12 protein-coding genes are annotated in these 12912 nt (G+C 53.6%); 8 read left to right on the forward strand and 4 right to left on the reverse strand.

Translation table 11 applies throughout. The features are described from left to right. The first annotated feature begins 60 nt into the window (after positions 1–60). The 5 genes from sppA to yajD all read left to right on the forward strand — a co-directional run bounded on the left by sppA (position 61) and on the right by yajD (position 5593). Complete coding sequence (gene sppA, locus CSE01S_RS09900) at positions 61–1917, forward strand: signal peptide peptidase SppA (RefSeq protein ID WP_042287555.1); 1857 nt, start codon at positions 61–63, stop codon at positions 1915–1917. A gap of 75 nt (positions 1918–1992) precedes the next feature. Further along, complete coding sequence (gene ansA / locus CSE01S_RS09905) at positions 1993–3009, forward strand: asparaginase (RefSeq protein WP_042287737.1); 1017 nt, start codon at positions 1993–1995, stop codon at positions 3007–3009. Positions 3010–3019: 10 nt separating this feature from the next. Further along, positions 3020–3661, forward strand: coding sequence for a bifunctional nicotinamidase/pyrazinamidase (gene pncA, locus CSE01S_RS09910; RefSeq protein WP_042287557.1), 642 nt, complete (start codon positions 3020–3022; stop codon positions 3659–3661). A gap of 197 nt (positions 3662–3858) precedes the next feature. After that, a complete protein-coding gene (chiD, locus tag CSE01S_RS09915) occupies positions 3859–5112 on the forward strand; it encodes a chitinase ChiD (RefSeq protein ID WP_042287559.1) in 1254 nt (417 codons plus the stop codon). 136 nt (positions 5113–5248) lie between these two features. Then, on the forward strand, positions 5249–5593 hold the full coding sequence (yajD, locus tag CSE01S_RS09920; RefSeq protein WP_042287562.1) for an HNH nuclease YajD: 345 nt from the start codon (positions 5249–5251) through the stop codon (positions 5591–5593). A gap of 57 nt (positions 5594–5650) precedes the next feature. Here yajD and CSE01S_RS09925 read toward each other — a convergent pair whose 3' ends face one another. Beyond that, positions 5651–5926, reverse strand: a complete 276-nt coding sequence (locus CSE01S_RS09925) for a YeaC family protein (protein ID WP_042287565.1) — start codon at positions 5924–5926, stop codon at positions 5651–5653. A gap of 39 nt (positions 5927–5965) precedes the next feature. After that, entirely contained in the window at positions 5966–6379 is a 414-nt protein-coding gene (gene msrB / locus CSE01S_RS09930) for a peptide-methionine (R)-S-oxide reductase MsrB (RefSeq protein WP_042287567.1), read from the reverse strand. A 342-nt stretch (positions 6380–6721) separates the two neighbouring features. On the opposite strand from msrB, the gene gapA reads away from it, so the two are divergent. Both gapA and CSE01S_RS09940 read left to right on the forward strand, forming a co-directional pair. Beyond that, complete coding sequence (gapA, locus tag CSE01S_RS09935; protein WP_012905550.1) at positions 6722–7717, forward strand: glyceraldehyde-3-phosphate dehydrogenase; 996 nt, start codon at positions 6722–6724, stop codon at positions 7715–7717. 74 nt (positions 7718–7791) lie between these two features. Next, complete coding sequence (locus CSE01S_RS09940) at positions 7792–8676, forward strand: D-hexose-6-phosphate mutarotase (protein WP_042287570.1); 885 nt, start codon at positions 7792–7794, stop codon at positions 8674–8676. A gap of 61 nt (positions 8677–8737) precedes the next feature. Here the strand turns inward: CSE01S_RS09940 and CSE01S_RS09945 are convergent, their stop codons facing one another. Together CSE01S_RS09945 and CSE01S_RS09950 are read right to left on the reverse strand one after the other, a co-directional pair. Beyond that, the gene (locus tag CSE01S_RS09945; RefSeq protein WP_042287572.1) at positions 8738–9592 is read right to left on the reverse strand and encodes an aldo/keto reductase; all 855 of its coding nucleotides are present in this window, start codon (positions 9590–9592) and stop codon (positions 8738–8740) included. Positions 9593–9682: 90 nt separating this feature from the next. Then, a complete protein-coding gene (locus CSE01S_RS09950) occupies positions 9683–10429 on the reverse strand; it encodes a MipA/OmpV family protein (RefSeq protein ID WP_042287574.1) in 747 nt (248 codons plus the stop codon). Positions 10430–10872: 443 nt separating this feature from the next. Between CSE01S_RS09950 and yeaG the strand changes: the two genes are divergently transcribed. Then, entirely contained in the window at positions 10873–12807 is a 1935-nt protein-coding gene (yeaG, locus tag CSE01S_RS09955) for a protein kinase YeaG (protein WP_042287576.1), read from the forward strand. Positions 12808–12912 lie beyond the last annotated feature (105 nt).

The raw sequence follows: 12912 nt of genomic DNA on the forward strand, positions 1-12912 counted from the left end.
GGATAGCCTCATCTCATACATCCTGACCGGATGTAGTATTGGTAATGATTGGGAGAAGACATGCGAACCTTGTGGCGATTTATTGCCGGTTTTTTTAAATGGACGTGGCGACTGCTCAATTTTGTCCGCGAAATGGTGCTTAACCTGTTCTTTATTTTCCTGATCCTTGTGGGTGTCGGGATCTGGATGCAGGTGAACAACGGGAATTCGGGGGAGAAAGTCAGTCGCGGCGCCCTGCTCCTGGATATTTCCGGGGTGATCGTCGATAAACCCTCCAGTACCCATCGTTTAGGCGTGCTTGGTCGTCAATTGTTTGGCGCAAGCTCCGATCGCCTGCAGGAAAACTCCCTGTTTGATATCGTCAATACGATCCGTCAGGCGAAAGAAGACAGCAACATCACCGGCATCGTCATGGATCTGAAAGATTTTGCCGGAGCCGATCAGCCGTCGATGCAGTATATCGGTAAAGCGCTGCGCGAATTCCGCGACAGCGGTAAGCCGGTTTATGCCGTTGGCGATAACTTCAGCCAGGGCCAGTATTATCTGGCAAGTTTTGCTAATAAAATCTGGCTTACGCCACAAGGGGCTGTCGATATTCACGGTTTTGCCACAAATGGCCTGTACTACAAATCGCTGCTGGATAAGCTGAAAGTGTCTACCCACGTTTTCCGCGTCGGCACCTATAAATCCGCTGTTGAGCCCTTTATTCGCGACGATATGTCTCCCGCCGCACGTGAAGCGGATAGCCGCTGGATTGGCGAGCTGTGGCAGAATTACCTGAATACCATCGCCGCCAACCGTCAAATTCCGGCTCAGCAGGTATTCCCTGGCGCGCAAGGTGTACTGGACGGGCTGACAAAGGCCGGCGGCGACACGGCGAAATATGCCCTCGACCATAAGCTGGTGGATGCGCTGCTCACCAGCACTGAGATGGAAAAAGCCCTGACCAAAGCATTTGGCTGGAGCAAGTCTGAAAATAACTATCGCGCAATCAGCTATTACGATTATTCCCTGAATCCCCCTGCGGACACCGGTAGCGCCATTGCCGTGGTGTTTGCCAACGGGGCGATTATGGACGGCGAAGAAACCCCGGGGAACGTTGGCGGCGACACGACGGCCTCGCAAATTCGCGACGCCCGACTGGATCCGAAAGTGAAAGCCATCGTCCTGCGCGTCAATAGCCCGGGAGGCAGCGTGACGGCTTCAGAAGTGATTCGCTCTGAACTGGCTGCGGCAAAAGCTGCCGGTAAACCTGTCGTGGTATCGATGGGCGGCATGGCGGCATCCGGCGGCTACTGGATCTCCACACCCGCCAGCTACATTGTGGCGAACCCAAGCACCCTGACCGGCTCTATCGGGATCTTCGGGGTCATTAATACCGTTGAAAATAGCCTCAACGCTATCGGCGTACATACGGACGGCGTGGCCACCTCGCCGCTGGCGGATATTTCGATGACCAAAGCTCTGCCGCCGGAAGTGCAGCAGATGATGCAGCTAAGCATCGAGAATGGCTATCAACGTTTTATCACCCTGGTTGCCACTGCACGCAAGTCAACGCCTGAGCAGATTGATAAAATCGCCCAGGGCCACGTCTGGACCGGGCAGGATGCGAAGGCCAACGGTCTGGTCGACAGTCTGGGCGACTTCGACGACGCGGTGGCGAAAGCCGCGGAGCTGGCGAAACTCAAACAGTGGCATATCGACTACTATCAGGATGAGCCGACTTTCTTCGACAGGGTGATGGACAGCATGTCCGGTTCGGTACGCGCAATGCTGCCGCAGGCTATTCAGGCGATGCTTCCCGCGCCGCTGGCCTCTGCCGCCAGCACGGTGAAAGCGGAAGGCGACAAACTGGCGGCGTTTAACGACCCGCAAAACCGTTATGCGTTTTGTCTGACCTGCGCTAACGTGCGTTAAACGGTGATGCCGGATACGTCGCGCAAGCGTCGCTATCCGGCACAAAAACACTCTTCACTTCGTAAGATCATCGCCATGCAGAAGAAATCTATTTACGTTGCCTATACTGGCGGTACCATCGGTATGCAGCGTTCTGAACAGGGATACATTCCGGTTTCCGGTCACCTTCAACGGCAACTGGCATTGATGCCTGAATTCCACCGTCCGGAGATGCCGGATTTCACGATCCACGAATACGCCCCGCTGATGGACTCCTCCGATATGACGCCTGAAGACTGGCAGCATATCGCGAATGACATCCACGCTAATTACGATGAATATGATGGTTTTGTGATCCTCCACGGCACCGACACCATGGCGTTCACCGCGTCCGCTCTCTCGTTTATGCTGGAAAATCTCGGTAAGCCGGTTATTGTGACAGGGTCACAAATCCCCTTAGCCGAGCTGCGTTCCGACGGACAAATTAATTTGCTCAACGCGCTGTACGTCGCCGCTAATTATCCGATCAACGAAGTTACGCTGTTTTTTAATAATCGCCTTTACCGCGGAAACCGCACCACAAAAGCCCACGCTGACGGCTTTGACGCCTTTGCTTCCCCTAACCTCCAGCCGTTGCTGGAAGCCGGGATTCATATTCGTCGTACGGGCACTCCACCAGCGCCGCAGGGCGATGGGCCATTTATTGTGCACCCTATCACGCCGCAACCGATCGGCGTGGTCACGATTTACCCGGGGATCTCTGCCGGTGTGGTGCGAAACTTCCTGCGCCAGCCGGTAAAAGCGCTGATCCTGCGCTCCTATGGCGTCGGCAACGCGCCGCAGAATAAAGAATTTCTTAAAGAGCTGAGCGAAGCCAGCGACCGTGGCATCGTGGTGGTAAATCTCACCCAATGTATGTCAGGTAAAGTGAATATGGGCGGCTACGCGACCGGGAACGCGCTGGCGCATGCCGGGGTGATTGGCGGTGCGGATATGACTGTTGAAGCCACGCTGACCAAGCTGCACTATCTGTTGAGCCAGGGTCTGGACACCGCGGCCATTCGCGTGGCAATGACCCAGAACCTGCGCGGCGAACTGACGCCAGACGACTAAGGAGGATCCTGTGACCCAGCGCGCTCTGTTACTGGTTGATTTACAAAATGACTTTTGCGCGGGCGGCGCGCTTGCCGTACCCGAAGGCGACAGCACTGTGGATGTCGCCAACCGACTGATAGCGTGGTGTCAGGCGCGCGGCGAAGCGGCGATCGCCAGCCAGGACTGGCATCCGGCGAATCACGGCAGTTTTGCCAGCCAGCACCAGGTGGAACCTTACTCGCAAGGCCAACTCGATGGGCTGGCGCAAACCTTCTGGCCGGATCACTGCGTACAAAACACCGAAGGCGCGGCGCTGCATCCGCTGTTAAACCAGAAAGCGATCGCAACCGTATTTTACAAAGGCGAGAATCCGCAGGTTGACAGTTACAGCGCTTTTTTCGATAACGGGCGCAGACAAAAAACGGCGCTGGACGACTGGCTGAAGGCGCACAGTATTACGGAGCTGATCGTCATGGGGCTGGCGACCGATTACTGCGTGAAATTTACGGTGCAGGATGCGCTCCAGTTGGGCTACCGCGTAAACGTCATTACCGACGGCTGCCGCGGGGTGAATCTGCACCCCCAGGACAGCAGCTATGCGTTTATGGAGATGGCGGCGCAAGGCGCTACGCTCTATACGTTGGATGACTGGGAAGAAACGCACCGCTGATGTGATGGCCGGATGGCGCTGCGTTTATCCGGCCAACGTCTCTCCCCCTCGCATAAAAAATCCCGTTTGTCTTCCGTCACATAAAGTGAACTGTATCGCAGCGGCAACGACACGCGGGTGCTACTCTTTGATGGCTGTTTTTTCGCCACGCCATTTCCGTGGCGTGTTTGCTTTTTAAACGTCAAAGAGGATCGATTATGAAACGTTTGCCTTTGCTGGCAGCATTACCCCTGCTCTGCGCGTCCGTCGCGTCCGCCAGTTCAATGATGTCCGTTGGCTATTTTAACGGCGGCGGGGACGTCACCGCCGGACCGGGCGGTGATATTAATAAGCTGGACGTGCGCCAAATCACCCACCTGAACTACTCCTTTGGCCTGATCTATAACGGCGAAAAAGAAGAAACCAATGTCGCGCTGAAAGATCCGGCAATGCGACATCAGATCTGGCTGTCGCCAAAAGTCCAGTCGGACCTCGCCCAGCTTCCCGTTCTGCGCAAACAAAACCCGAATTTGAAGGTGCTGTTATCGGTAGGCGGCTGGGGAGCGCGTGGATTCTCCGGCGCGGCGGCCACACCGGAAACCCGCGCGGTATTTATTCAGTCTGCGCAGGAGATTGTTAAAAAGTATGGTCTTGACGGAATCGATCTTGACTGGGAATACCCGGTCAACGGCGCATGGGGGCTGGTAGAAAGCCAGCCAGCGGACCGGGATAACTTCACGTTGCTGCTGAAAGAACTGCGCCAGGCGTTCGGCAAAGCCAAACTGGTGACCATTGCCGTCGGGGCGAATGCGGAAAGTCCGAAAAGCTGGGTAGATGTGAAGGCCATTGCGCCGCTGCTCGATTATATCAATCTGATGACGTATGACATGGCCTATGGCACCCAGTATTTCAACGCCAACCTGTACGATTCAAAGGCGTGGCCAACGGTGGCCGCTGCCGACAAATACAGCGTGGACTTTGTGGTCAATAACTATCTTGCCGCCGGACTTAAACCGCAGCAGATGAATCTTGGCATCGGTTTTTATGGCCGCGTTCCCAAGCGTTCCGTGGAGCCAGGAATTGACTGGAGCAAACCGGACGCGCAGAAAAATCCTGTCACCCAGCCCTATTTCGGCGAGCAGGAAGTGGCGTTGTTTCGCTCGCTCGGTATTGACCTGAAGAAAGATACCTACGTGAAGTACAACGATATAGTGAAAACCTTTCTTAACGATCCGCAAAAGCGGTTTACCAGGCACTGGGATGACGACGCGAAGGTTCCCTGGCTGTCGGTAAAATCCGCTGAAGGCAAAACGCTGTTTGCCCTCTCCTACGAGGATCCGCGTTCGGTGGCGATCAAAGCCGACTACATCAAAAAACGCGGACTGGCGGGCGCGATGTTCTGGGAATATGGCGCGGATGATAATAACCAGTTAGCAAAACAGCTGGCGGAATCCTTAGCGATTACTCCGTGATCCGGTGAGACGCCCCAGGATTTATTGTGGGGCGTCTCCCGCACTGTGCGACGCCGTGTCATTCGGGTTAAGATTGGCGTATCCGCTGCGGTATTTTTACGCCGCTTTTTCTTTCTCGACAGGAGGCATGGGGCTTATGGCTTTTATCCCTAAAAATTACGCCCGTCTGGAAGTGGGTTATCGCGAAAAGGCGCTTAAGCTCTTCCCCTGGGTTTGTGGACGTTGTTCACGTGAATTTGTCTATTCCAATCTTCGTGAGTTGACGGTACACCATATCGATCACGATCATTCCAATAACCCGGAAGATGGCAGCAACTGGGAGATGCTGTGCCTGTACTGCCACGACCACGAGCATTCAAAATACACGGAAGCCGATCAGTACGGCTCAACGGTCATAGCGGGAGAAGATGCGCAAAAGAGCGTCGGCGAGGCAACCTACAATCCTTTTGCCGATCTCAAGTCGATGATGAACAAGAAGTAACCCTTCACGCGTTCCGATCAACACCCGACGGCGCATGCTGTCGGGCGTTTTGCGGTATCAGGATTTAAATGTCGCGATCGGTTTCGGCGCAATACCGAAATCTTCTTTCAACTGCTGTTTGCTTTTCATCACCATCTGACCGTTGGTGTCGATGGTCATGTGTTGCGCGTCAGTGTTGTGCCGCGCCTGCCAGAGCATCACCAGTTGCAGACTGTTATCTTTTTGCTCGGGCGTCAGCGCCACGCCGTCCGGCCATTTTCCCAACTCAACGGCGGTTGATAAGCGCTGATACACTTCCGGCGTCATGCTGTTAATGATCTCATCAAGATTCATACGCTCCCCTCCTGTGGAATAAATTGCTGAATCGATTCTTCAACCCTTCACCTGATCGCCATTTTCATCGTCGGTAAAGCTCAGGGAGGCCGAATTAACACAGTAGCGCTCCCCGGTCGGCTGTGGGCCATCCGGAAAGACGTGGCCCAGATGGGCATCACAATTGCCGCAGCGAATTTCGATGCGTTGCATTCCGTGTGAATCGTCTTTCAGGTAGCGGATCGCGTCTTCGCTCAGCGGCTCGTAAAAGCTCGGCCAGCCGCAGCCGGAGTCGTATTTCGTTTGGGAGGTAAACAGCGGCGCGTCGCAGACCAGACAGTGGTACACGCCGTCACGCTTGTTATGCAATAACTGCCCGGTAAACGGCGGTTCGGTACCGTGATTCTGCGTCACGTAGAACTGCATTTCAGTCAGGTTTTTCTTCAGATCTTCTGCGGAAGGTTTGTTCGCCATTTTGCTCGTATCTCGCGTTTGGAACACTCACATTGCGTCACCGATTCTAACAAAACATTAACACCTCAGTCGCAACTTTTGTTCTAAACTTGATCCTTGCGAAATGGCAGCTCGTGAATCGTGATGAAAATCACATTTTTATCTCAGTTGCCCTTTAAAATTCGGGGCGCCGCCCCCATGTGGTTTCAAGCCCAAAGGAAGAGTGAGGCGAGTCAGCCGCGCAAAGCTTGTGCAGAGGATTGATTTGTCGCAATGATTGACACGATTCCGCTTGACGCTGCGTAAGGTTTTTGTAATTTTACAGGCAACCTTTTATTCACTAACAAATAGCTGGTGGAATATATGACTATCAAAGTAGGTATCAACGGTTTTGGCCGTATCGGTCGCATTGTTTTCCGTGCTGCTCAGAAACGTTCTGACATCGAGATCGTTGCAATCAACGACCTGTTAGACGCTGACTACATGGCTTACATGCTGAAATATGACTCCACTCACGGTCGTTTCGACGGCACCGTTGAAGTGAAAGACGGTCATCTGATCGTTAACGGTAAAAAAATCCGTGTTACCGCTGAGCGCGATCCGGCTAACCTGAAATGGGACGAAGTTGGTGTTGACGTAGTTGCTGAAGCGACCGGTATCTTCCTGACTGACGAAACCGCACGTAAGCACATCACTGCTGGCGCGAAAAAAGTGGTTCTGACGGGTCCTTCTAAAGACGACACCCCGATGTTTGTTAAAGGCGCTAACTTTGACAAATATGCTGGCCAGGACATCGTTTCCAACGCATCCTGCACCACTAACTGCCTGGCTCCACTGGCAAAAGTTATCAACGACAACTTCGGCATCATCGAAGGTCTGATGACTACCGTTCACGCGACCACCGCGACTCAGAAAACCGTTGACGGCCCGTCTCACAAAGACTGGCGTGGCGGCCGTGGCGCGGCTCAGAACATCATCCCGTCCTCTACCGGCGCAGCTAAAGCTGTCGGTAAAGTTCTGCCGGAACTGAATGGCAAACTGACCGGTATGGCGTTCCGCGTTCCGACTCCGAACGTATCCGTTGTTGACCTGACCGTTCGTCTGGAAAAAGCTGCTTCTTATGAAGAAATTAAGAAAGCAATCAAAGCTGCTTCCGAAGGCGAAATGAAAGGCGTTCTGGGCTACACCGAAGACGACGTTGTTTCTACCGATTTCAACGGCGAAGTATGCACTTCCGTGTTCGATGCTAAAGCAGGTATCGCACTGAACGACAACTTCGTGAAACTGGTATCCTGGTACGATAACGAAACCGGCTACTCCAACAAAGTTCTGGATCTGATTGCTCACATCTCCAAATAAGTTGAGATGAAGCCATAAATTGTAAGAGCGACTCCGGTCGCTCTTTTTTTTGTCTGAAATTAAAGGATTGCGTGATGATTACTAAAATTTTTGCTCTTCCGATAATCGAACAAATCACCCCTGTTCTGTCGCGCCGTCAGCTGGACGAACTCGAACTGATTGTTGTCGACCACCCGCAGGTCAAAGCCTCTTTTGCTCTTCAGGGCGCGCATCTTCTCTCCTGGAAACCCGCTGGCGAAGAGGACGTTCTGTGGCTGAGTGATATCACGCCGTTTAAAAACGGTGTCCCCCTGCGCGGCGGCGTTCCGATCTGCTGGCCCTGGTTTGGTCCCTCCACACAGCCGGGTTTTCCTTCCCACGGTTTTGCCCGTAACCTGCCCTGGACGCTGAAAGCTCACAATGAAGATGACAACGGCGCGGTGCTAACCTTTGAACTGCAAAGCAGTGAAGCGACCCGTCAGTACTGGCCGCACGACTTCACCCTGCTGGCGCGTTTTAAAGTGGGTCAAACCTGCGAAATCGAACTGGAAGCGCATGGCGATTTCGAAACAACATCCGCCCTGCACACCTATTTCAACGTTGGCGATATCGCGGCGGTGAAAGTAAGCGGTCTGGGCGATCGTTTTATTGATAAAGTGAACGATGCGAAAGAAGATGCGTTGACCGACGGCGTTCAGGCGTTCCCGGATCGTACTGACCGCGTTTATCTGAACCCGGAAGCATGCAGTGTGATTCACGACACCGCGCTAAACCGGAATATTAACGTTATCCATCATCACCATATCAACGTTGTTGGCTGGAACCCGGGCCCGGCGCTGTCCGTGAGCATGGGCGACATGCCGGATGATGGCTATAAAACGTTTGTCTGCGTCGAGACTGCGCATGCCAGCGCACCGCAAAAAGCGACGGAAGAAAAACCGTCCCGTCTGGCACAGACCATTCGCGTTGCGAAACGCTGACGGTAGCTGCGGCTGAACCTGGTCAGCCGTCATCTGGTCTGTAGGTTTATTACCGTTTTCGTCACACCATATCCAGCGCGGTTTTCCCCGTTGGCGCTGGATATGCCTTCTCCAGAGCGGCAATTTCGCCGGCGGACAGCGTCATCGTCAGCGCCGCCGCATTTTGCTTCACGTGCTCTACGCTTGCCGCTTTCGGAATCGCCATCACCCCCTGATGACTGATCACCCAGGCCAGTAAAACTTGCGCTACGCTGGCGTGATGCGCCTGCGCGATCGCCTGCACCTGCGGGTGATTAAATAAACCGTTGCGCAGACGGCCGGCCTGCGCCAGCGGACTGTAGGCCATCACAGGAAGGTGTTGCTGCTGACACCATGGCAGAAGATCGTATTCGATACCGCGCGAAGCCAGATGATAAAGCACCTGATTGGTGGCGCAGGCTCTGCCGCCCTCCACTTTCCACAGCGCCTGCATATCGTCGTAATCGAGATTCGACACGCCCCAACGGCGGATTTTACCCTGCGCCATCAGCGTCTCCATCGCCTCGACGGTCTCCGCAAAAGAATAGCTACCCGTCCAGTGCAATAAATAGAGGTCCAGATAATCCGTATTGAGCCGCCGCAAACTCGCCTCGCAGGCGGCAATAGCTTTCTGCCCTCCCGCATTCCAGGGATAGACTTTCGACACCAGAAACACCTGTTGACGCAATCCTCTCAGCGCCTCGCCAACCACTTTCTCCGCACCGCCGTCGGCATACATCTCCGCAGTGTCGATCAGCGTCAGCCCAGCCTCCACGCCCGCTCGTAGTGCAGCCACCTCCGCTTTGCGCATGCCAGCGTTTTCGCCCATATACCAGGTGCCCTGGCCGATTGCCGCCAGCGGCGGATGTCCGGCAAATACAATCTGTTTCTCTGTCATCGCACTCTCCTCCGTCATGCACTACCGTAAAGCAAAACAGGGCGCAAGCGCCCTGTTTTGATGCACAAAATGCATTGTGATGATGCACAATCAGAATTTATAGGTGATCCCGGTGGAGATCAGACCGGTCCAGGATTTGTCGATCATCGGGCTGTCGGTAATTTCATCAGACAGGCGGGTATAGCGCGCCGTGCCGTAAACGTTCCAGTCGCCCAGGAAGTTGTAACTGGCGCTCAACTCCAGATACGGGTTCCAGCTGTCGTTCGGGTTATAGTCACGCAGACCGCTACGGGCAGACTCTTTACGTGAAACACCGTAGTAGTATTCGTTCTGGTTTTCGCTGTTCCACTCAACCCCGATGCCTGGCGTCAGCGTTAAACCGCCGTTGGTGTAGCGGTACAGCCAGGCGAGATCCCAGACGATGCCGTTACTGTTGTCCAGCGTATCGCCTGACAGCATGGTGCGCAGAAAACCGTATTCCGTATTATGCACATACGACAAGCCCGCCATCACGGTGCTCTTACGTTTGTCCAGACGACGCATTTGATAATCATCGCTGTCGCCAGGCTTGAAGTACATCGGCGACCAGTAGGCGGTAATCGACAGTTTATCGGTCGTGTCATTCCACAAATAGTAACCGCCGCCAAGACCACGGAACCAGAAGTTATCGCCTTCATAGTTAATAACCGGAACCGGATAAACGTCAGCGTCATAGTCCTTATAAGGGTGTTCAACCACACCAACGCCTGCGCCCAGCGTCAGGTTGCTTTCAGCGTGCGCTACCGTAGCAGACGTTGCGATAAGCACGCCAAGTGCCAGAAGTTTGAGTTTGGTCACAATCCATCATTCCTTATTCAAATGTTTCGCGGCAAAAGTGTAACCGCCAATACGCAACAACCCAACTATTTTACAAATAACTGACAGAATGTAACCGTTTAATTTCCCTGGCAGAGATGACAGTCTGCTTGCAGCCGCGTGAATAACGCATGATCTTCTGCTGTTTTATTTACATTAGCTATGCACTTTTTGTGGATGAGTTATTGATATGCCATTGAAATTCATTTGCTCCCACAGGCAAGTTTTGCAAATGCCATCTACGCTTAAATTTAGAAGGTGTATCACCGGGCACGTTGATCTCCTGCTTAGCAAGATGGCATGAGAGTTGCTGTTTTTTCTGATGAGACAGTAAGTGACGTCGTTCAGTTTACCTCTTCCGGGAGCCTCTACTATTCATATGAACGGCTCTTAACCTGTGCTAAAAAACGAAAGGACGGCATACCATGAATATATTCGATCACTATCGCCAGCGCTATGAAGCTGCCAAGGACGAAGAGTTCACACTGCAGGAATTTCTTACCACTTGTCGGCAAGATCGCAGTGCTTATGCCAATGCGGCAGAGCGGCTATTGATGGCTATCGGTGAGCCTGTCATGGTCGATACTGCCCAGGAACCTCGACTTTCCCGACTCTTCTCTAACCGGGTCATCGCCCGCTACCCGGCGTTTGAAGAGTTCTATGGCATGGAAGACGCGATTGAGCAGATTGTCTCTTATCTGAAACACGCGGCTCAAGGGCTGGAGGAGAAGAAACAGATCCTGTATCTGTTGGGGCCTGTAGGGGGCGGGAAGTCGTCGCTGGCCGAGCGACTGAAATCGTTAATGCAGCGGGTTCCCATTTACGTACTGAGCGCGAACGGAGAACGCAGCCCGGTCAACGATCATCCCCTGTGCCTGTTTAACCCGCAGGAAGATGCCCAGATTCTGGAGAAAGAGTACGGCATCCCCCGCCGCTATCTTGGCACCATTATGTCGCCGTGGGCGGCGAAACGACTGCACGAGTTCGGTGGCGATATCACTAAATTCCGCGTGGTGAAAGTCTGGCCGTCGATTCTGGAACAAATCGCCATCGCCAAAACGGAGCCGGGTGATGAAAACAACCAGGATATCTCCGCGCTGGTCGGCAAGGTGGATATTCGTAAACTCGAGAACCACGCCCAGAACGACCCGGATGCTTATGGCTATTCCGGCGCCCTGTGCCGCGCGAACCAGGGGATCATGGAATTCGTCGAGATGTTTAAGGCGCCAATTAAGGTGCTGCACCCGCTGCTGACCGCGACTCAGGAAGGGAACTATAACGGTACCGAAGGGATCTCCGCCCTGCCGTTTAACGGTATTATTCTTGCCCACTCGAACGAATCGGAATGGGTGACCTTCCGTAATAACAAAAACAACGAAGCCTTCCTCGACCGTGTTTACATCGTGAAGGTGCCGTACTGCTTGCGCATTTCCGAAGAGATCAAAATCTACGAGAAATTGCTTAATCACAGTGAGCTCACCCATGCGCCCTGCGCGCCGGGCACGCTGGAAACGCTGTCGCGTTTCTCGATCCTGTCGCGTCTGAAAGAACCGGAAAACTCGAGCATCTACTCCAAAATGCGCGTTTATGACGGTGAAAGCCTGAAAGACACCGACCCGAAAGCGAAGTCTTACCAGGAGTACCGGGACTACGCTGGCGTGGACGAAGGAATGAACGGTTTGTCGACCCGCTTCGCGTTTAAGATCCTCTCGCGCGTGTTTAACTTCGATCATGCGGAAGTGGCGGCCAACCCGGTGCATCTGTTCTACGTACTTGAGCAGCAGATCGAGCGTGAACAGTTCCCACAGGAGCAGGCCGAACGCTATCTTGAGTTCCTGAAAGGCTATCTGATCCCCAAATACGCCGAGTTTATCGGAAAAGAGATTCAGACAGCTTATCTGGAATCGTATTCTGAGTACGGACAGAACATTTTTGACCGCTATGTCACCTATGCCGATTTCTGGATCCAGGATCAGGAGTACCGTGACCCGGATACCGGTCAACTGTTTGACCGCGAGTCGCTGAATGCTGAACTGGAAAAAATTGAAAAACCGGCGGGGATCAGCAATCCAAAAGATTTCCGAAACGAGATAGTCAACTTTGTTCTGCGCGCCCGGGCGAACAACAGCGGGCGTAATCCGAACTGGACCAGCTATGAAAAACTGCGCACGGTCATCGAGAAGAAAATGTTCTCTAATACCGAAGAGCTGTTGCCGGTCATTTCGTTCAACGCCAAAACGTCGACCGATGAGCAGAAGAAACACGACGACTTTGTCGACCGGATGATGGAGAAAGGCTATACCCGTAAGCAGGTGCGTTTACTGTGCGAATGGTATTTGCGCGTACGTAAATCGTCATAAACCGTTGCCCGGCGGCGCACGCTTGCCGGGCCTATTACAACGTTCCGTAGGCCGGAGACGCGCGAGCGTCCTTCGGTATCTACAGACACTGCGTGTTGGCAAATG

The sequence above is a fragment of the Citrobacter sedlakii NBRC 105722 genome (assembly GCF_000759835.1).
Lineage (GTDB): Bacteria > Pseudomonadota > Gammaproteobacteria > Enterobacterales > Enterobacteriaceae > Citrobacter_A > Citrobacter_A sedlakii.